The organism is Marinobacter sp. LV10MA510-1 (genome assembly GCF_002563885.1).
GTDB lineage: Bacteria > Pseudomonadota > Gammaproteobacteria > Pseudomonadales > Oleiphilaceae > Marinobacter.
On the sequence record NZ_PDJA01000001.1, the window covers coordinates 3,843,082 to 3,863,262 of the forward strand.

Annotated in this window: 19 protein-coding genes; 9 read left to right on the top strand and 10 right to left on the bottom strand. The window is 55.3% G+C overall.

Annotated elements, in window-relative coordinates; translation table 11 throughout:
* Nucleotides 1-77: 77 nt before the first annotated feature.
* Entirely contained in the window at nucleotides 78-1,157 is a 1,080-nt protein-coding gene (locus ATI45_RS18535; protein ID WP_098421813.1) for an efflux RND transporter periplasmic adaptor subunit, read from the top strand.
* A gap of 10 nt (nucleotides 1,158-1,167) precedes the next feature.
* Nucleotides 1,168-4,194, top strand: a complete 3,027-nt coding sequence (locus tag ATI45_RS18540; protein ID WP_098421814.1) for an efflux RND transporter permease subunit — start codon at nucleotides 1,168-1,170, stop codon at nucleotides 4,192-4,194.
* 38 nt (nucleotides 4,195-4,232) lie between these two features.
* On the opposite strand, the gene astE is transcribed toward ATI45_RS18540, so the two are convergent.
* From astE to ATI45_RS18565, 5 genes are all read right to left on the bottom strand, one after another.
* Entirely contained in the window at nucleotides 4,233-5,300 is a 1,068-nt protein-coding gene (gene astE, locus ATI45_RS18545; RefSeq protein WP_098421088.1) for a succinylglutamate desuccinylase, read from the bottom strand.
* Between the two features lie 27 nt (nucleotides 5,301-5,327).
* Nucleotides 5,328-6,050, bottom strand: coding sequence for an ABC transporter permease (locus tag ATI45_RS18550; RefSeq protein ID WP_098421089.1), 723 nt, complete (start codon nucleotides 6,048-6,050; stop codon nucleotides 5,328-5,330).
* 3 nt (nucleotides 6,051-6,053) lie between these two features.
* Nucleotides 6,054-6,758 (bottom strand): ABC transporter permease, encoded by a 705-nt coding sequence (locus tag ATI45_RS18555; RefSeq protein ID WP_098421090.1) that lies wholly within the window; start codon nucleotides 6,756-6,758, stop codon nucleotides 6,054-6,056.
* Nucleotides 6,759-6,809: 51 nt separating this feature from the next.
* Complete coding sequence (locus ATI45_RS18560; protein ID WP_098421091.1) at nucleotides 6,810-7,559, bottom strand: transporter substrate-binding domain-containing protein; 750 nt, start codon at nucleotides 7,557-7,559, stop codon at nucleotides 6,810-6,812.
* Between the two features lie 142 nt (nucleotides 7,560-7,701).
* The gene (locus tag ATI45_RS18565; RefSeq protein WP_098421092.1) at nucleotides 7,702-8,475 is read right to left on the bottom strand and encodes an ABC transporter ATP-binding protein; all 774 of its coding nucleotides are present in this window, start codon (nucleotides 8,473-8,475) and stop codon (nucleotides 7,702-7,704) included.
* Nucleotides 8,476-8,782: 307 nt separating this feature from the next.
* On the opposite strand from ATI45_RS18565, the gene ATI45_RS18570 reads away from it, so the two are divergent.
* Nucleotides 8,783-10,021, top strand: a complete 1,239-nt coding sequence (locus ATI45_RS18570; RefSeq protein ID WP_098421093.1) for a multidrug effflux MFS transporter — start codon at nucleotides 8,783-8,785, stop codon at nucleotides 10,019-10,021.
* 107 nt (nucleotides 10,022-10,128) lie between these two features.
* Here ATI45_RS18570 and ATI45_RS18575 read toward each other — a convergent pair whose 3' ends face one another.
* Nucleotides 10,129-10,386, bottom strand: coding sequence for a YdcH family protein (locus ATI45_RS18575; protein ID WP_098421094.1), 258 nt, complete (start codon nucleotides 10,384-10,386; stop codon nucleotides 10,129-10,131).
* Nucleotides 10,387-10,734: 348 nt separating this feature from the next.
* Here ATI45_RS18575 and ATI45_RS22335 point away from each other — a divergent pair, with 348 nt between their 5' ends.
* From ATI45_RS22335 to ATI45_RS18600, 6 genes are all read left to right on the top strand, one after another.
* Entirely contained in the window at nucleotides 10,735-10,890 is a 156-nt protein-coding gene (locus ATI45_RS22335) for a hypothetical protein (protein ID WP_007349376.1), read from the top strand.
* Nucleotides 10,891-11,005: 115 nt separating this feature from the next.
* Nucleotides 11,006-12,541, top strand: coding sequence for a cryptochrome/deoxyribodipyrimidine photo-lyase family protein (locus ATI45_RS18580; protein ID WP_098421095.1), 1,536 nt, complete (start codon nucleotides 11,006-11,008; stop codon nucleotides 12,539-12,541).
* A gap of 42 nt (nucleotides 12,542-12,583) precedes the next feature.
* A complete protein-coding gene (chrA, locus tag ATI45_RS18585) occupies nucleotides 12,584-13,789 on the top strand; it encodes a chromate efflux transporter (protein WP_098421096.1) in 1,206 nt (401 codons plus the stop codon).
* 89 nt (nucleotides 13,790-13,878) lie between these two features.
* Entirely contained in the window at nucleotides 13,879-14,307 is a 429-nt protein-coding gene (locus ATI45_RS18590) for a PAS domain-containing protein (protein ID WP_098421097.1), read from the top strand.
* A gap of 165 nt (nucleotides 14,308-14,472) precedes the next feature.
* Nucleotides 14,473-16,167, top strand: coding sequence for a methyl-accepting chemotaxis protein (locus ATI45_RS18595; protein WP_098421098.1), 1,695 nt, complete (start codon nucleotides 14,473-14,475; stop codon nucleotides 16,165-16,167).
* 83 nt (nucleotides 16,168-16,250) lie between these two features.
* Nucleotides 16,251-16,880, top strand: a complete 630-nt coding sequence (locus ATI45_RS18600) for a shikimate kinase (protein ID WP_098421099.1) — start codon at nucleotides 16,251-16,253, stop codon at nucleotides 16,878-16,880.
* 10 nt (nucleotides 16,881-16,890) lie between these two features.
* Here the strand turns inward: ATI45_RS18600 and ATI45_RS18605 are convergent, their stop codons facing one another.
* From ATI45_RS18605 to rhuM, 4 genes are all read right to left on the bottom strand, one after another.
* Nucleotides 16,891-17,427 carry a shikimate kinase gene (locus tag ATI45_RS18605; protein WP_098421100.1) on the bottom strand — a complete coding sequence of 179 codons (537 nt, stop codon included), beginning with the start codon at nucleotides 17,425-17,427 and terminating at the stop codon, nucleotides 16,891-16,893.
* A 48-nt stretch (nucleotides 17,428-17,475) separates the two neighbouring features.
* Complete coding sequence (gene sstT / locus ATI45_RS18610) at nucleotides 17,476-18,702, bottom strand: serine/threonine transporter SstT (protein WP_098421815.1); 1,227 nt, start codon at nucleotides 18,700-18,702, stop codon at nucleotides 17,476-17,478.
* A gap of 119 nt (nucleotides 18,703-18,821) precedes the next feature.
* Nucleotides 18,822-19,076 carry an Abi family protein gene (locus ATI45_RS18615; protein ID WP_098421101.1) on the bottom strand — a complete coding sequence of 85 codons (255 nt, stop codon included), beginning with the start codon at nucleotides 19,074-19,076 and terminating at the stop codon, nucleotides 18,822-18,824.
* A complete protein-coding gene (gene rhuM / locus ATI45_RS18620) occupies nucleotides 19,069-20,082 on the bottom strand; it encodes a virulence protein RhuM/Fic/DOC family protein (RefSeq protein ID WP_098421102.1) in 1,014 nt (337 codons plus the stop codon). The genes ATI45_RS18615 and rhuM overlap by 8 nt, the downstream gene beginning before the upstream one ends.
* Nucleotides 20,083-20,181 lie beyond the last annotated feature (99 nt).

Sequence of the window (20,181 nt, forward strand, 5' to 3'; positions counted from 1 at the left end):
CTGTGGCGTGTTCAAAATCGTCAGAAGATAGCGGCGCTGCTGCGTCTGCAACAGCTTCAGGCCCGGCAGTTGTGCATGTGCGCACCGCGGCGGTTGAAGGAGGCGATGCTCGCGCGGTATCCCTGCGCTTTGCCGGCATAGTGCGTGCCAGCCAGCGTGCAACGCTGACCTTTCAGCTCAGCGGAACCCTTACTGAACGTAAGGTGGAGTTGGGCCAAACGGTAGAGGTCGGCGACGTGCTGGCGCGTATTTACAGCCCCGCCCTGGAACCGGCGCGGGATTCTGCCAGCGCTCGCCTGGATGAACTGACCACCAACTACCAACAGTCACAACGTGAATGGCAGCGCGCTAGCAGCCTTCGTGAACGCGGTGTGGTGTCGGAACAGGCGCTGGAACAGATCGCCGCCCGCCGCGACGGGCTCAAGGCAAGCGTTGCCACCGCCCGGGCATCTTTGGCCGAAGCCAGCAAAATGCTGGAAGAAAATACTCTGAAAGCACCATTTGCTGGCCGCGTTGAAGCCTTGTTGGTCGAACAGAATGAATTCGTTGCCGCCGGTCAGCCGGTGATGCGCATATCTTCACCCAAAGGGCGCGAAGTGGAAGTAAGGGTGCCGGTGTACCTGCTGGACTACGTAAGCCTGGGCGCAAGCCTGCCGGTGTGGTCGGTGCAAGATCGCAGCCAGGCTCCGGTGCAGGGCAGCGTGATTGAAATCGCCCAGGCCGGTGCCATTCGTGGCGAGCTGCAACCGCTGTTGGTGAATCTTCCGGCTAACACACTGAGTGCAGGTATGCCGGTAGAAGTGGGCATAACCCCGCAAACCACAGCGGCCTTAACCGTGCCGCTGCTGGCGGTGATACGTGACGTAAACGCCGCAGCCAGTTCCGCTTTCAGCCCTCTGTCTAGCTCCAGCTCTAATTCCATACCCGGCCCCAGCTCAAGCCCAAGCTCAAGCACCAGTGTGTTCCTTGTGCGTGATGGTGTTGCCCGACGCACGCCGGTCACGGTCTTGCGGATATTGGGTGAGCGGGCGGCCATCCAAGCCGGAAGCCTGGTAGCGGGTGATCAGGTGGTGTACGCCGGCATGACCAAACTGGCTGACGGCGACACGGTGATTGAAGCGGCGCAAGCCGTGCGTACTCAGCCGGTAGAAGGATAGCAACGCCTTGATCGCCCGTCGCCTGCTGAATTTTCAACGCCTGCTGGGCATGGTTGTGACTATGCTGTGCCTTTTGGGCATTGCCGCTTTCAGCACCATGCCGCGCCAGGAGGACCCATCGTTCCCCTATCGAGCGGGCCTTGTGTCGGTGGTTTATCCCGGTGCCAGCGCCGCGGATATAGAGCGCCTGGTGCTGCAACCGCTGACCGACGAATTGCGGCAAGTGGAGGAACTGGATTACAGCCAGGGCATTGCTCGCACCGGTGTAGCGCTGCTGAGCTTGCGCCTGAAAGACACGATATATGAAACCAATCCGGCTTGGGACCGTGTGCGCCGGGCGATGGACAGGGCACGCCGGGATTTTCCTGACGATGTGGGATTGATGGCGCTGGACGACCGTTTGATTGATATTCCGGCGATTGTGCTAGCAGTGGCGGGGTCTCCCTCTGTTACCGAGCTGACCGCCGTGGCCGAGAGGCTAAAACAGAACCTAGGTGATATCAGCGGCTTGTCCCGCGTTGAGCTAGACGGCGACAGCGATGAACAGATAACCCTGGCGCTAGACGACTCTGCGCTCTTCCGCCTGGGCATCTCCCCGGCCCAAGTGTTGGACACCCTGGCACAGCGCAACCAGACCACGCCGGGCGGTTTTGTAGTAGTCAACGGCCGCCGTCTCTCGATACTGCCGAACAGCCAATTTACCGACATCGAAGCCATACGTGCCACACCCATTGAGCTACCAGATGGCTCCCAAGTGCCGCTGGCGGCGGCGGTGGAAGTGTGGCGTGGGCCAGTGGAACCGCGTCAGCCGGAAACCTGGTATGACGGCGAACGGGTGGTAACGCTGTCGCTTATAATGGAAGAAGGCACCACCGATGCCATTCGCTTTGGTCAGCAGGTGCGGGAGCGATTGCAACAGATTGAGGGTGATTTTGCGCCTTATCAGATTCACGAGATGTTCTTCCAGCCGGATAAGGTGGAGGAGCGCTTGATAGGCTTGGCGTGGAGCCTGTTACTGTCAGTGCTGATTATTATAGCGGTGGTGTTCACTGGAATGGGCATACGCATGGGGCTTTTGGTGGCGTCCATTCTGCCGATGGTAGCGCTGATCAGCATTGGACTTTATGACATGGGCGGCGGCGTGCTGCACCAGGTAGCGATTATCGGCATGGTGATTTCCCTCGGCATCCTGATTGATAACGCCATCGTAATTGTGGAAAACATTCAGGGCCACCTGGATGAAGGCATGCGCCGACTGGATGCCCTACGCAAGGCGGTGGGTGAACTGGCAGGGCCTCTGGGTGCGTCAACCGGCACCACCATCGCTGCGTTTACCCCCATGTTGTTGTCGAAAGGCGGTGCTGCTGACTTCACCCGCGGCGTACCGGTGATGATCATGCTGACTTTGTCGGTCAGCTATCTGCTGGCCATATCCGCGGTGCCCTTGCTGGCGGCGCGGTTTCTGAAGGCCCGCCGCAGTGCGAAGGAAGACCGGCTGATCGGACTGGCGCGTTTTCTGGGCGGGCTGGTGTTCCACCATCCCAAGCGCATGGTGCTGGCGGGCTCGTTATTGGTGTTCGCCAGCCTGGGCATGACGCCGTTTATGGCCCAGCAGTTTTTCCCGAACGCTGACCGGCCGCGGGTGATTGTGGAAATGTATCTGCCCGAGGGTACCGATCAGGCCCAGACATCGGCGGTGGCTGCCCAGCTGGAACACGCGATTCGCAGCCAGCCGGCAGCGCTGGATATACAGCGCTTTGTCGGTTTTGCCGGCCCCAGCTTTTATTACAACCTGCAGCGATCACCCCAAGCGCCCAACCGCGGCCGGCTGGTGATACGCACGCCCACTCTGGCCGATACCACCGACATGATTCGCTGGGTGCGCACCTACGTGGATGAAAATCTGCCCGAGCTGGAGGTGGTGGTCGGTACTCTGGCCCAGGGGCCGCCGCGGGCAGCGCCGGTAGAGGTGCGGGTATACAACGCCAACGCGGAAGATCGCGCCCGTGCCACCGAGCAGGTATTCCGCGCCTTGCGGGCGACTGTTGGCACGGTAGACCTGCGCCACGATTTGGACATTGGCGTGCCGGGCGTTGAAATTAATGTGGACGACGCCACCGCGGCGCGTTTTGGTCTGACCCGTGCCGACGTGGCGAACAGTCTTTACGGCCAGAGTTTTGGCATAGTGGCGGAAACCTATCGCCAAGAAGACGACCCCATACCAATAGTGCTGCGCTCCCGCGAGGGCACGGCCATTTCTCTGGAACGATTGTTGTCGGTGAACATCTACAACAGCCAGGGTGACGCCATTCCGCTGGCGGCGCTGGCGTCGGTGGACACCCAATGGGAAGCGGCGGTAATGTATTCGCGCAATGGTGTGCCAATCAATACGGTTGCAGCAAATCTGGTCACCGGGTTCAGCTTTAGCCAGGCTTTGGACGGCATGAATCGTGCGCTGGAATCCGACCCTTTGCCGCCCGGTACGCGGCTGGAACTGGGCGGTGACGCAGAAGGTTCGGGCGACGCCAACAGCGCCCTGCTAACGGCTGCACCCATTGGTATTTTGCTGCTGTTATTCTTCCTGTTATTACAGTTTAATTCCTTCCGCCGGGTGGGCATTATTCTGCTGACCGTGCCGCTGGCCACGGTGGGCATATTCCCCGGGCTGGTGCTGAGCGGCTCGCCTTTCGGTTTTCAGTCATTATTGGGAGTGGTTGCGCTGGTGGGTATTGTGGTGAACAACGCCATTGTGCTGCTGGATGTGATGGATAGGGAGCTGGATAACGGCCACGACATTTTTAATGCCGTGCGCAAGGCCGTAGAACAACGCACCCGGCCCATTCTGCTGACCACCGCTACCACGGTGGCTGGCTTGCTGCCGCTGGCGTTCAGCAGCTCCACGCTCTGGCCACCCATGGCCTGGGCCATTATTTCCGGCTTGCTGGCGTCTACCGTGTTAACTCTGCTGATGATTCCTGCGGTCTGCTCGCTGCTGATCAAAGTGCCGGTCGCCGAACCGGACAATTCACCGGCCTGACCCGTTTTCCGGCTGGCTCTGTTGAACTTATGAAACGTTCAAACAGTCAGTCGGGACACCAGCAATCCCACACGCTGGCCAACCGGCACATCGCGGTTTGGAAACACAATGGCTTCGGGCTTCTCGCCCACGCAGTAGCGTTGATTGCTGTCTTTCCAAATCACGGTGCCCGGGGTGTATTCAGTGAAGTTGGCCACGTCATCCGGCACGTGAAACTGAAAACCCTCACCGCTGTTCAGAATTTCGTGAACCACCTGAAATATCGCCAGCTCTGCTGGCTCGCCTGTTGCTCCTGTGGTTGCTGCCGCAGAAGCTGGCGTTGGTAATCCGGCCAGGCGCCGTTCCAGTGCGTTATGAAACCCTTGAAAACGGCTCAGATCGTTCTGGCCGAAGGGTTTTACCTGGCCCAGCTCTACCGTGAAGCTTTGAGCCCCCAGAGCGGATGACGAAAACGAGGCAAAGGTGGTGCCGGCTTTGTGTTGCAGCAGCAGGGTATGCACATCTGCTTCCAGCAAAAAGGCGCACTGCTCAGCAGGGACCTGGCGACCGGCCACAAATGCATAGAGTGCGAACTTCTCCCGTTGGGAGGGGCGTATGGCGGTGTGTAGGTCGTAGTGGCTCAACGACAGGCCCTGGGCCTGCGTTTGCTCGGCGAAGGCCTGGCACAGCTGTTCCAGCTGCTGAGCGCGCTCGGCTTCCGGTGTTTCACGGACTTCGTCACGCCGGTGTGCGCCGCTGAAAAGCCGGTTCAGGTTAGCGTCAATAAAGCGTTTGCCCGCTACCATGGCCTGCGGGTTGCCCAGTATCAGCAGGGCGGGGCAGGCAGGTTGTAGGGCCCCACTAACCAGTTGGTTCACCAGCTGGTTCAGTACTTCGATGGGCGCGGTTTCATTGCCGTGAACACCGGCAGAAACAATCAACGCTTCCTTATGGTTGTTTTGCCGGCTTGCTGGCGGGCTGACCTGCAGAATGCCCGTGCCCAGTTGCACCAGTTCGCCGCCGCCGGGCAACCCATGGCGGCATTGGGGAAGGGTTTTACCGGCGTTTTCCAGGGTGTGGCTCAACCAGTCTTGTTTGCTAGTGAAAAATGCGCTGCTGGCGGTCATCGATTTCTCTTTGTCAGGAGTTCGTCGTCAGGAGTTCACCGGGCGCTGATGGCGTAGCAGGTGATTTTCCAGTTTGCGGAACACAAACACCAGTATAAACGTGAGCATCAGGTAAATCAGCGCGACGAATATGAATGCGTCAAAGGGTGCGTAAGTGCGTGCGTATATATTGCGCGCAGCGCCGGTCAAATCCACCATGGTAACCACGCTGGCAATAGCGCTGGCGTGCAGCATAAAAATCACTTCGTTCGAGTAGGCCTGAACCGCACGGCGTGCCGCGTTGGGCAGAATGATGCGGCGCATACGCAGCATCCAGCTCATACCGTAGGCTTTGGCCGCTTCAATTTCACCCACCGGCGTGGCGATAATGGCACCGCGGATAATTTCGGTGGTGTAGGCGGCTGTATTAAGGGTGAACGCCAGCAGGGCCGGGTAGAAAGGCTCACGGAAAACATTCCACCAAAAGGTTTCCTGAATACCGGGAATCTGGGCAATGCCGTAGTAAATTATGTACAGCTGAATCAGCAGCGGTGTGCCGCGAAACAGGTAGGTGAACACCCAGATCGGGCCAGACACAAACGGATTGCGCACGGTGCGCAGAATCGCCAGCGGTAAGGCAATCACCAGGCCAATCAGCAGCGACAAAAACACCAGGTGTACTGTGGTTACCAAGCCATTCCAGTATTCCAGAAGGGTCATCACGGTAAAAATATCGTTCTGGTTCAGCCACTGGCTGATGAAGTCTGGCATAAATCAGCTCCTCTGCACCACGCCAACATTGGCGCGTATGTCCAGCCACTTAATGAACAGCTCGGAAACCGCTGTCAGCGACAGATAAACAAAGGCCACGGGGATGAAGAAGTGGAACGGCATGCGCTCGGCTTTGGCGGCTTCCTCAGCCACTCGCACCATGTCGGTCAGGCCGATAATGGAGACCAAAGCGGTGGTTTTCAGCAAAACCTGCCAGTTGTTGCCAATGCCGGGCAGGGCATGACGCAGCATTTGCGGAAAAATAATGCGGCGAAAGGTATGCCAGCGTGAAAACCCGTAAGCCCGGGCGGCTTCAATCTGGCCGGTGTCTACAGCCAGAAATGCACCGCGGAAGGTTTCGGTCATATAGGCACCAAAAATCAAGCCGATGGTGACCACGCCTGAAATAAACGGGTCGAATTGAAAAAAGAAGTCGATTTCGTAGGCTTCCCACAGCACATCAGACAGGCTGTTCACCGCCAGTTGACCGCCGTAATAGAACAGCATCATCATCACTATGTCTGGGACGCCGCGAATGCAGGTGGTGTAGGTGGTCGCTATGGCTCGCAATGGTCGGTTATCCGACAGCTTGGCAGAGGCTCCAAGCAGGCCGAGAATTAACGCAAGAGCCAGCGACAGGAACGCCAATTCCATGGTCACAAAAGCGCCTTTCAGAAGTTCAGGGCCGTAACCTTTCAGATCAAGCATGACATATTCCGGTAATCCGGGGTGGCCAGAGCGGCCACCCCGAAGGCATGATTAAACCTTGATGTCGTAAGCGAAGTATTTCTTCATGATGGCATCGTATGTGCCGTTTTCTTTGAGGGTGTCCAGCGCTTTGTTAACACGCTCGGCCAGCTCTGTGTCGCGCTTGCGCATGGCAACGCCTACGCCTTCACCCAGCTTCACTGACTCGCCAACTTCAATAAAACCGTCTTTGTTTTTGATGGTCTGCTCGCCCACCGGGTAGTCTACAAATACGGCGTCAAGGCGCTGGCCTTCCAGATCCAGAACCATGTCGTCAGCGGTGTTGTAACGCTTGATGTTTACAACGCCGGTCATGTTTTCAGTCACGAAGGTGTCCATGGTGGTACCGCGCTGCACGCCCACAGACTTTTCTTTCATGGCGTCCATGTCGGTTACGTCGATATCAAACCCTTCCGCCGCGAACCAGCCGCCCGGTGTGTTGTAGTAAGGCTTGGAGAAGAGTACGCGCTCGGCGCGCTCCGGGGTGATCGACATGGAAGACATGATGGCGTCAAACTTGCGCGCCAGCAGGCCGGGAATCATGCCGTCCCAGGCCTGGATGACAAACTCGCACTTGGCGTTCATTTCTTCGCACATGGCTGTAGCCAGCTCGACTTCGAAGCCGGTCAGTTCGCCGTTTTCATCTTTGTATTCGAACGGCTCGTAGGGCACGTCGAAAGCAATGCGGATGCTGTCTTCGGCCTGTACCGAGCCGGTCAGCATGGCCAGCGCGCAGCTGGCAGCAATCAGAATTTTTTTCATGGGTGAACTCTCCAGTGGTGTTCCAGTAGCTTGCCTTTAGTGGCTTTTTTTTATCACTACGCCGCAAAGGGCGCGAATTACAGAAAACACGGTACAGAAGCACAATACAGAAAATGCAATACGGAAAATACGATAACACCGGTTATCCGAACTTGGGAGCCAGAAATTGCTGCATCCGCTCAGATTCCGGGTTGTCGAATACCTTCGTTGGCGAACCCTGTTCTTCAATGACGCCCTGATGCAGGAACAGCACCTTGGTTGAAACGTCTTTGGCGAAGGCCATTTCGTGGGTAACCACAATCATGGTGCGGCCTTCTTCAGCCAGGCTCTGCATAACCCGCAACACTTCGCCCACCAGTTCCGGGTCCAACGCCGAGGTAGGCTCGTCAAACAGCATGACGTCTGGTTCCATCGCCAGGGCTCGTGCAATCGCGGCTCTTTGTTGCTGGCCACCAGACATCTGCGCCGGATAATAGTCCTTGCGCTCGTAAATGCCGACCTTGTGCAAATAGTTTTCAGCGCGCTCGATGGCTTCTTTCTTGGGTACCTTCAGCACGTGGATGGGCGCTTCAATAATGTTTTCCAGTACGGTCATGTGCGACCAAAGATTAAAGCCCTGGAAAACCATTGACAGTTTTGCGCGTATTAGTTCTACCTGGTGGTTGTCGGCGGGAATGCGTTCGCCTTTGCGATTCTGCGCAAAGCGAATGGGGTCGCCTTGCACAATAATTTCGCCGGACGTTGGCGTTTCCAGCAGGTTAATGCAGCGCAGAAAGGTGCTTTTGCCGGAACCTGAACTGCCAATCAGCGATACAACGTCGCCTTTTTGAGTTTCCAGCGAAATGCCTTTTAGCACTTCAAGCTTGTCGAAGGTTTTGCAAATATCCCTACAGATCAAGGGCGCTTGGTCCGCCATCGGTGGCTCCTGAGGCTATAAATCAAAGACGTCTTTTTTACGGACTGTGCCAGTGTAAATCAACACTTTTTATACGGTCTGGTTTGCCTTAATGCAAACACTTTAAGGGTACCCTCTAAAGCACTCTCTAACGGCAGTCTCTGGTTTCGCAATAGCGTGTTTTTGTGAGCATGCTACAATTTGCGGCTGCGCGTCCTTTGAATGCTTGATAGTTTGCCAAGCCGTGCTCTGTATCCAGGGCCCGGTTTTTACCGAAAATACTGACCAGTCCGCTTAAGGGCTGGCGCTACTGAAAAGGCAAATGTGCGTGTCGCAACTGCAATTGGCAATTTTATTGGGAATGACGGTGGCACTCGGGCCCCTGGCTTTGGACGCTTACCTGCCTGCGTTCCCGCAGATAGCCGCGGATTTGAACGTTGATCACACCGATATCGGGCTTACCCTGAGTGTTTATGTCGGGGCCTTGGGCCTTTCGCAGCTGGTGGGCGGGCCGCTGTCTGATCGCTACGGTCGCCAGATTGTGCTGCTGGGTGGCCTATTTGTGTTCGCCGTTGCCGCTGCTATGGTTGCGCAAGCGAGTAGCCTGAATGAAATGCTGGGCTGGCGACTGGTGCAGGGCATGGGCGGCGCCTTTTGCGCGGTGTCTGTGCCGGCCATTGTGCGCGACCAGTTTCACGGTAAAGACGCCGCCAGGCTGTTTGGTCTGATTGGCCTGATTATGTTTATAGCACCGGCGGCGGCGCCCACTCTGGGGGTAATTTTGTTGGCAGTGGCCGACTGGCCGGCAATATTTCTAATGCTGACGGGCTACGCGGTATTTTTAGCCGTTGTACTGAAGCTGCGCCTGTTCCGCCAACTGCCTGCCAAAGAGCGGGTAAAAACTCCGGTATCCACTTTGGTCACAAATTACAGCCTGGTGCTGCGGCATTGGGTAACCATGCGTTTTGTTGGCATACAAGCGTTGTGTTTCAGCGCTATGCTGGTGTTTATCACCCACGCATCGTTCATTTATCAGGAATGGTTTGGACTTTCTAATACTCTGTTTTCTGCGCTGTTTGCCGCCAATATTGTGTTAATGGCCAGCCTGAACATATTTAACCGCTATTTGCTAAGGCACTTCGAGGCGGTATCGATTCTGCGGGTATCGGTATTGTTGCAGTTCATCGCGTTGCTGGTGTTAGTGGCACTGGCCTGGGTTGGGGCTCCCTGGTGGGTCATTGCCGGCTGCATTGTGACGGCCGTGGGCTTTATGGGCTCCATCATTCCCAACAATATGGCCAACGCTCTGGAGTTTTTCCCGCACTTGGGTGGCACGGCTGCGGCGATGCTGGGCGCCACTCAATTCACCCTGGCCGGCGCCATCAGTGCGTTTTCTACCACGGTGGTGGAAGAGTCTTTGTTGAACGTAGTGATTGTGATGGCGGTGTGCTCAATGCTGGCGGCCATACTGGCATTCGGTGCGCCGCGGGCGGTTCGGCGCGAGGTGGCAAAAATTGAAGCTGCTGCCGATGCCGCTGTGTTGCCCGAGCCCGCAAACCAGAGCTAACGGCAGCCCGAACTCGATTACCGCCGGAATTGGCGTACCTGATCGACAGGGCGACAATACCGACGGTAATGACAGACGGGCTCAGTTCATATCAAGCCGCGTGAGACTCAGCTTGCGGAAGAGGCGTCATAATCCTTGATGATCGCGGAGAGTTGGTCTTTAAGGTTCAACCTCTTTTTCTTCTGAGTTTCCAGGTATTCATCGGATGTTTTTTCTACTTCGGTTTCAATACGATGCACTTCGTGCTGTAAATCGTGGTACTCCTCAAACAGCTTAGCGAAGTGCTGGTCAGACATTTTCAGCTTGTGGATTGTATCTTTGGATTCCGGAAATTCATGCAGAAGGTCGTGTTTTTCAATGGGCATTGAGAGATTCCTGTGATTAGTTGACTCGCTTCCTCAAGTTCAATGTAGGCCCTTTGAGGATGCGCTGATTGATGCCGGTCAAGGACACTGAAAGCGACTGTCACGAAAGCACAACCGGAATATGGTGTTGCCCAACGCGCTGTGGCAGTCTCCTACCCTACGTGTTTAAAGATTTGGATGAAACACCATGCCCTGTTCCAGAATTGCCGTTCTGCCGAGGCGAAGCTTGATCTGGCGCGCGCAACCTCACAACCCGCATAATGGGCATAAATGATGCCGCTGCGCGCAACAACCGGAGGGTGTTATGATTAGACTGTTAAACCAGAAACCGCCAATGGAGAAATAGCGATGGCGAAAAAGAAAGCACAGCCGACAAAACACAGCGCGGTTCAGCGCGAACTCAGAACCCCGAAGTACCAGATGCGGGTAGTGGAGAACAAAAGTAAATACCGCCGCAGCCGCGACAAAACCACAAGGATGGAGGATTTTCGCAAGGCTGCCTGACAGGCTGTTTTACGAAAGTCCTCCGTTTCAACGTCCTTCGTTTCAGAGGCGAGACAGATCCATTTTCTGACCTGCCTTTGATTAGAGCAGAGTAACGCCTTACGGGAATTGATGGGTGCAGATATTTTGGCTTAAACGCAACCTGAGGCTTCAGGACTCAGAGCCTTTTTTTGAAAGCATGCGAGCCTTCCGCAAGAAGGAAAAAGTGCTCCCTCTTTACTGTCACGAGCCTGGGCTGACTCAGCAGCCAGACGTTTCAAGGCAGCATCAGTTATTCATTCAGGAAACTCTTGAAGAGCTTGATCGCGATATTCAGTTGATTGGAGGCAAGCTCCTTCAGGCTGTGGGCGAAACGGTGGATGTTCTTGATCGCATCCATCGTGTGCAGCCTCTAACCAAGATATGGACCCATCAGGAAACCACTCAAAACAGCCAGTTCCGGCGAGACAAAGCGGTTGCTGCTTGGTGCGCTGCCAATGGTGTTGAACTGCTTGAGCTCGCACAAAACGGCATCGCCAGAGGGTCGCAAAAGTCCGAGTTATTCCCACCTTATTTTGCCCGCTCCGTGTCAACCAAACTTCGTGATCCGATGGGAACTGACCTATCCGAGAGGTTTGCGCCCCTGCCGTTTCCGTCCTGTGATCCGAAGGCGATACCAAAAGCCGCTGGAACCGACAAACCGTTGAGGCAGATGGGCGGGCGGTCACAGGCCATCAAAACCCTGAATCGATTCTTCACCGTTCCGCATTTAAAGAAATACCCGTTTCAGATATCCAGCCCGAATACGGCCTGGCAGGGGTGTTCTCGCATATCAACCTATCTGGCTTACGGCATTGTCTCGGACAGAGAGATATTCCAGGCTGTGGATCAAGTGGTCATCGACGCGCACAGCCGGATGAACGCTGACCAGTTTGGCAAGTTTCAGGAAAACGCGCGCTTCTATCTGGATAGGTTGAGCTGGCGTCGGCAGTATATGCAAACATTTGAAACCAGCCCCGAGTTGGAGTTCCAGTGCATGCTGCCGCAGTTTAACGGAGTCCGCGAGGCCGATTTCTCTTCAGCGCATTCTTCAGCGCATTCTGAAAAACATTTCACAGCCTGGAAACAGGGGCTGACCGGGTTCCCCTATATTGATGCAGCGATGAGGTTCCTTAACCAAACCGGCTGGATTAACATGCGCTTGCGGGCAACGGTGGTCTCTTTCGCTACCATGAATCTGTGGATACCCACCACCAAAGTGGCGGAGTATCTGGCCACCGAGTTCCTGGACTACGAACCGGGGATTCATCACGTGATTCATCAGCTTATAGCGGGCACCACGGAATTCAGCGAGCTTATGGTTTTTGACCCGGTAAAACAGGGCAGGGACCAGGACCTTGACGGGCATTTTATCCGCAAGTGGGTTCCGGAACTTGCAGACGTGCCCGGCCCTGAACTTCATGACCTGGCCAGAACCGCCTTTAGTCTGTCAAAACACGCTGAAAATCGCGGTTATACGCCTTACCCGGAAGCCATCGTGGATCATCGGGCAACCGCAAAAAAAGCCAAAGACAGGGTAAGCGAATTGCGGCGTAGCGATCCAGATCGCCAGAGAGCGTCCGCGGAGAAGTCGAGCGAAAAAAAGCAGGATTTTCAGCAGTCACTGTTCTGAACCGGAAGAAAGTGGTCGGCTGGCCGCAACTGAGAGGGATTTATGAAAACAGACCTGCCCCGATATAGTAGAGCGCGCATTAGAGAGGTTTTTAGCGCCTTTCTACTATTGGGCCTGACTTCCTTTGGTGGTCCCATTGCCCATCTTGGCTACTTTCGTACTGAGTTTGTGGAACGCCGTCGCTGGCTTTCCGAACAGGCTTACGCCGACCTTGTCGCCCTGTGTCAGTTTTTACCAGGCCCAGCCAGCAGCCAGGTAGGTTTTGCTTTGGGCCTGATGCGTGCGGGCCCTTGGGGTGCAGCCGCGGCTTGGGCGGCCTTCACTCTGCCTTCGGCCTTTGTGTTGGTGCTGTTTGCTTTGGGCGCCGGGGTGCTTGATGGGCCCGTTAGCCAGGGCATCATTCACGGCTTGAAAGTCACAGCGGTGGCCATAGTCGCTCATGCGGTATGGGGAATGGCGCGCAATTTATGCCCTGACCGCCAGCGCGCCGGCATCGCTCTGGCAGCGGTGTTCACCGTGGTGTTGTTCGACGGCTCGCTGGGCCAAGTCACGGCCATAGTGATTGGCGCCTTAGCTGGCATGGTGCTGTGCCGGACTCAGGCCGACAACGATGCACCCGAGTTGCTGCTACCCGTTTCTGCCCGTACCGGCTTCCTGGCGGGGCTCGTCTTCGTTGTTTTGCTGGTGGGCCTGCCGCTACTGGCTTGGGTTAGCCCTTCCGCCACGGTGGCGGTGATGGATGCCTTTTATCGCGCTGGCGCCTTGGTGTTTGGCGGTGGTCACGTAGTGCTGCCGTTGCTGGAAGCCGAGGTGGTGCAATCTGGCTGGGTCGGGGCAAACGAGTTTCTGGCTGGTTATGGTGCCGCTCAGGCCGTGCCCGGACCGTTGTTCACGTTTGCCTCCTATCTGGGGGCAGTGATGACGCCGCTCGGCGGTAGCCTTTTCGGAGCTGCCCTGGCGCTGTTTATGATCTTTTTGCCCGGAATGCTGCTGTTGGTGGCGGTGCTGCCGCACTGGAATCGATTTCGCCGTTGGAGTCGCGCGCGGGCATTGATGAGTGGTGCCAACGCAGCCGTGGTGGGCATTTTGGGCGCAGCGCTTTATCAGCCGGTGTGGACCAGCGCCATTCTGGGCCCCTACGAATTTGCGTTGGCACTGACCGGCTTTCTTCTTTTAAGCGTATGGAAATTACCGGCTTGGGCGGTGGTGATTGTCTTGGCAAGCGGTGGCATTCTCATCACCATTTGAGTGCATATTTTTTAACACACATCGTCTAACGCACATCGCCAGCTGCGCCGGTTTTCCAAAGCTCTCCTTTTGCACGAAGAGGCTATCTGATGGTATTTTTTGGTAAGAAAAAACAAGAACTGAAGGCTGCTCTCGACAAACTTGAGGCGGCCGAAAAGCGAATTATCGAGCTGGAGGCGGATTTCCAAGCCGTTGAAGAATCCTCGGCCGTTCTGGTGCTTACCCCGGATGGCCTGATTGACCGGGCCAGCGACGCATTCCTTGCGCTGCTCGGATACAAGGCTGAAGAGTTAACCGGGAAGCATCACCGAGTGCTTTGCGAGAGCGCCTATACCCGTAGCGAAGAATACATTGTGTTCTGGCGAAGCCTGGTTATTGGCGTTGCACAAAACGGGCGATTTCTGAATCTTGACGCAAGCGGGCAGGGTGTTTGGCTGAGCGCGCGTTATCTGCCGGTAAGAATCAATAAAGGCATGGTCAGGCGCATTATTGTGGTAGTGGAGCCCGTTGAACAATAAAGCTTGTCTGGTTTGCCGTGTTCCGGTTTTCCCAGGTACAATTTCTATACAAAACGCGAAGTGTCCTCAGTGATAATTCAGGGGGTTATTCGGTACCATTGCGGTGCAATACCGCGGGCGGGAGTTTCCGCCTATTCCCTGACACACACAAAAGACCTACCAGCGATGAAAAATCTGACCATTCAGACGCGTGTGCTGTTGCTCGCACTTCTGCCTGTAATCGTACTTACCGCGTTTTTGACCACTTATAATCTGAATCAGGCCAGGGATATTGGCGACGGCGCGGTGGCGGGTTTTTCCTCCGATATGGAGCTAAGCAAGCGTCAGGAATTGAAAAACTATATCGAGCTGGCACGCACCTCAATTGCCCATCTTTATAATCAGCCCGGTTCCGCTGAAGACCCTGACGTGCGTGAGCAAGCCTGGGAAATACTGCGTCAGCTGAGATTCAATGACTCCGGAAGCCCTGGTTACATTTTTGCCTACGACACCAGTGGCGTGAGCGTCATGCATGGCGTAAAGCCGGCGCTGGAAGGCAAGAATCTGTGGAACTTTCAGGACCCTAATGGCACCTACCTGATCCGCGAACTGGTAAAAGTGGCTTCTGACGGCGGTGGCTACGTTTCCTATGGATGGCAGAACGAAGCCACAGGCAAAGTGGCCCCGAAACTGGGTTACGCAGAGATGCTACCGCAGTGGAACATCATGATTGGTACCGGGTTTTGGGTAGACGGTCTGGGAGAACAGGTTGCTGCCATGGACAGCAAAGTCGGCGATGCATTGGATGACGCGGTTATTGGTTCAGTAACGACCTCACTGATTGCACTGGCTATTATCGTGCTTCTTGCTCTGGTTGTTGTCCGTAGCATTATCCGGCCACTGAAATCCGCAGTATCTGCAATGAACGGTATCGCCAGCGGCGACGGTGACTTGACCCGTCGACTGGACATAGAAGGCAAAGATGAATTGAGTCAGCTGGCAATCGCATTCAATAGCTTTGCGGATCAGGTGCATGGACTGGTTGAGCAGGTTCTCTCGTCGACCGGCACGTTGAACGAAGCCTCTGCAGAACTGAGTCAGGTAATGGAGGAGTCAACCCAGGGCGTGGAGCGTCAAAAATCCGAAAGTGACCAGGTGGCGACAGCCATGAACCAGATGACGGCGGCAGCACAGGAAGTGGCGAATAACGCCAGCGAAGCTTCTGATGCAGCGGACCGTGCCAACGTTCAGGTAGTGGATGCCCAAGGCCTGGTACATCAGACCATCGAGGTAATCGGCGGTTTATCAGAGCAGGTCGCCGAAGGCGTGAAGGTTATTGAAAGACTGGGCGCAGATTCCCGTAAAGTCGACAGTGTTTTAGAAGTGATTCGTGCGATTGCCGATCAGACCAACCTGTTGGCCCTGAATGCGGCCATAGAAGCCGCGCGCGCCGGTGAAGCCGGACGAGGCTTTGCCGTAGTCGCAGATGAAGTTCGCACACTGGCCAGCCGAACTCAAAAGAGCACCCAGGAAATACAGGAAACAATTGAACGGCTGCAAACCGGCGCCGGCAACGCAGTGAAGCTGATTGGTGCGATCAGTGAGCGCAGTGAAGCGACCGTGGTGGAAACCCGTCAGGTGAATGAAGCGCTGAAGAGAATTAACCAGGCCGTTGGTACCATCAACGAGATGAACATCCAGATTGCCAGTGCCGCCGAGGAGCAAACCAGCGTCTCCGAGACCATTAATCAGAATGTTCACGAGATTGTGGCCATCACAGAGCAAACCGCCCAAGGAACTCGTAGGGCTGGAGCGGTCACACAACGGCTCAAGGCGCTGGCGGCAGATATGTCAGACCAGGTCAGCCGTTACCGCGTGTGAGTGGGAATGATAGTGAGAGTGAGTTAAAAATTAAGTGCTTCGCAAATGACATAGGTAGCGCTGCGTAGTAGGGATGAGGAACTTTGACACAAGACTTACTGTTTTCACTCAGCCAGTATCATCCTGTTGTGATTGAGGGAATGGGTGGCTACGACCCACGGGATCCCGGTCTTGTGGCAGCTGAGGTCTCAAAACAACTCCTGTCGTACTGGGGCCAAAAGCAGATACAAAAGCCAAAGCTCCTCATCACACAAGGTGACCCGCTGGAAGAGCGGGGTATTTCCGCAATTTCACCTTTGGTTGCTGCCCGATTTGGTTTGTCCCGCGGTCTTGTTTGTTTGGACGAGGAGATCGCTGAGTACCACTCGCCCAATGCTGACCGAGACAATGTGATCCTGGAGGTTAAATATTCCCAGCTGGTCGATGTGTTAAACCATAGCCGGCCAGGAACAATGGAACGTCTGGAAAGGGCGATCGATGATCGCATCAACAGAAAGAATCAAAAGCGTCAAGCGCTGGATGAAAACCCGCTAAAAGACTACTTTCGTGATTTTGCGTTGTTGCAGGAAGTGACTAAGGCCGCGTGCTCGCAATTGTGTAAGGGTATTACGGTTGCTCACACGTCCAGCAAAATCAGTGAGTTTTCGGTCACCGGTTTTTACACCGTCGGGCTTGAACTTGGGTTAGTTGATCCAGATGACATGGTGCCGTGACGTCAGCGACTTATTTGTTTGGGGCCGCCTGGTTTTTAATACTGCCCAGGCCGGTTATCAGAGCGTCGCAAACCTGATCGTGGTTCAGGGCATCGCCCCGAATCGTCAGATCGGCATAGCGGGAATACAGGGCGGACCGCTCCTCATAAAGCTCTAAAAGCGATTGGTCCGGCTTCTTTGAAATACCCCGCAAGCTATAGTCACCAATCCGTGCAAGCACCGTATCCAGAGAGATGTTGAGGAAGACAACGGTGCCTCCGGTCTTGAGATGCCTCATGGCTGCGTCACTATAGACGGCGCTGCCACCGGTGCTGATGACGTGCTGTTGCACAGTCAAGTTCAACAGCACCTGCTCCTCGGCCTTCCGCAAAGCAACGTATCCATCCTGGTCAACGATCTGCTGAAGCGTACGGCCGGTTTCTTGCTGTATCAACAAATCGGTGTCGATAAAGCCCAGTCCGAGCCTCTTGGCAACCAGCACGCCCACCGTACTTTTACCGCTGCCGGGCATACCAACAAAAACGAGGTTCTGGGACTTTTCTAGCATGTCGTACACCCTGATTTGCGATACCGCTCAACCTTCAATCTTCAAAACTCATCCTTTTTTCCGTGCTTCTGCCCGTCGACAGGCTGCGGCGGTGAACAGCACGTCGGTGGAGGAGTTGAGGGCTGTTTCAGTAGAATCTTGCACCACGCTGATCACGAAGCCAATAGCGACCACCTGCATGGCAACTTCAATTGGCACTCCAAAAAGACTGGTTGCCAGCGGAATTAAAAGCAACGAGCCGCCGGCGACGCCTGAAACACCGCAAGCCGCCAGGGCCGAGACCACGCAAAGAATCAGCGCGGTGGGAAAATCAACCGGAATGCCAAGGGTATTTGCCGTCGCCAGGGTAATCACCGAAATGGTAATAGCGGCACCGGCCATGTTGATGGTTGCGCCCAGCGGAATAGAAATTGAGTAGGTGTCTGGATCCAGCTTCATGCGCTCACACAGCGCAAGATTGACGGGTATGTTAGCCGCCGAGCTGCGGGTAAAAAAAGCGGTGATAGCGCTGCCGCGCAAGCATTCGAACACCAGCGGGTAAGGGTTGCTGCGAATCTGCCAGAACACCAGTAGCGGATTCGTTACCAGCGCCACAAACACCATGCAGCCGACAATAACCCCTAGCAACTGGCCATACTCCAGCAGAGCACCCAGGCCTGCCTCTGCCAGCGTAGTGGCAACAAGCCCGAAAATCCCTATAGGCGCAAGCCGTATGACGCCACGAACAATGCCGGACACGGCGTCAGAAAGGTCGTTCAGGCCCTGGCGCGTGGCCTCGCTGGCGTTACGCAACATAAAACCAAGACCAATCGCCCATGCCAGAATGGCGATGAAGTTGGCTTCCATCAGCGCTGTGACAGGATTGGCGACGGCGCTGAGCAATAAATTTGTCAGAATTTCGCCAACACCCGAAGGCGGATTGCCAGTCACGCCCGTCAGGTCCAGGGTTAGCTCTGTGGGCATCAGAAAGCTGGCCACCACTGCAACCACGGCTGCGGCAAGCGTTCCTGTTATGTAAAGAATCAACACCCCGCGAATATGAGTGGGCTGGCCCTGTTTGTGTCCTGAAATGGCTGCAGCCACCAGAACAAAAACCAACACAGGCGCCACGGCTTTCAATGCCGAGACGAACAGCTGACCGAGAAGCGCAAAAGAGCCCGCAGCCTCTGGCGATATCATGACCAGAAGCACACCGGCAGCAATGCCGATAGCGATCTGAGAAACCAGACTCAGCCGCATCACAGATCGAAAAACAGAGCTTAAACCAGCAAGCATGAAAACCTCAGGGTGTGATTTTGAAAACGGATAATAATTTGGTCGGCGATCAGGGAAGTTGTCGAGCCGGCAGGTCGCCGCCACAGTAAACGCCTGGTAGCGTTATGGCAACGCAAAGTTTAGAAGCGTAAACGAGCTTTTGATTTGGCAAAACGATTCCGATCATCTGTAATTCCCATACCGCTTAAATTCAATTTTTTCGATGAATGCTGAACTGGAAACAGTTCCAGATATTTTTCACGCCGGAGATTCCGTGAACGGCTATGGTGCGCCACGAGGTTACGCAAATAACTCAGGCTGAACAGCCAGCTTTTGAATACCTGCCAGTCGTTCACGCCGTAACGGTTGGCTATGACCAGCTGATCTTCAGTCATAGTCCCCGGCGGGCTCCTTCAGCATTATGAAATGCTCAATCAGCCGGATCATCAGGGTTTTCTGATCCGGCAGGCTCTCAGCGACCAGAAGGGCCAACGCCACCAGGGTATTGTCATTGATAAGTTGTTCTACCGGCTTTGCCAGCAAGGACGCGTTGCGGCGCAGGTACCACAAAAACAAAAAAGAGCCGCAGCGCTTGTTGCCGTCGGCCAGCGGGTGGTTTTTAATCACGAAGTAAAGCAGGTGAGCGGCACGGGTGGCGATGTTCGGGTAGAAGAGTTCATCACCGAAGCCCTGTTCTATGGTGGCAAGTGCCGATGTCAGGCCATCCCCGCGTAGCTGGCCGAACAGTTCGGTGGCTTCGCCCTTGGCAATCAGTGTTCGCTTCAGCTCGCCAATGGCTTTCAGCGCTTCGTCCAGCTCCAGTGGCTGCATATCAAGCTGCTTTATACCTACTTCGGCCAGTTGCTGTTCGTCATAGCCTTGTAGCAGACTCCATGAACGAGCGTAGTCACTGATCACCCGGGCAACGGCTTCGCCTTCGGTGGACACCAGGCCTTGATTAGTCAGGGTGCGGCTTAGCAGATTAACGGCCTGCTCGAACTCTATGCCGCGTTCCGTGAGTCGGCGCTGGTTCAGGGTGTAGCCTTGCACCAGGTGATCTTTCAGTACCTGCGTGGCCCACTGCCGGAACTGAGTAGCGCGCTTTGAGCTGACCCTATAGCCAACGGATATTATGGCATCCAGGTTGTAGTGTGTGATGCTCCGGCGAACCTGTCGCTTGCCTTCCTGCCGAACTACCGAGAAATCCTCGGTAGTTGGAACTTCCTTCAGTTCACCCTCTTGATAGATGTTCTTCAGGTGCAAACCGACGTTATCCGCTGAGGTGTCGAACAGTGCTGCCATCTGGCTTTGATGAAGCCAAACCGTCTCCTGTTCCAGCGCCACTTCAAGCTGGGCTTGGCCATCGGTTGAGGTAAAAATCCGTATTTGTTGTTCAGTCATGACATCTCCTTGTCGTTTTACTCAAATAACACAGTATAGCGTGTACTTAGAGCCCGGCCAGACAGCTACTCCCGCTATTTCAGCGAACTACTGTAAACA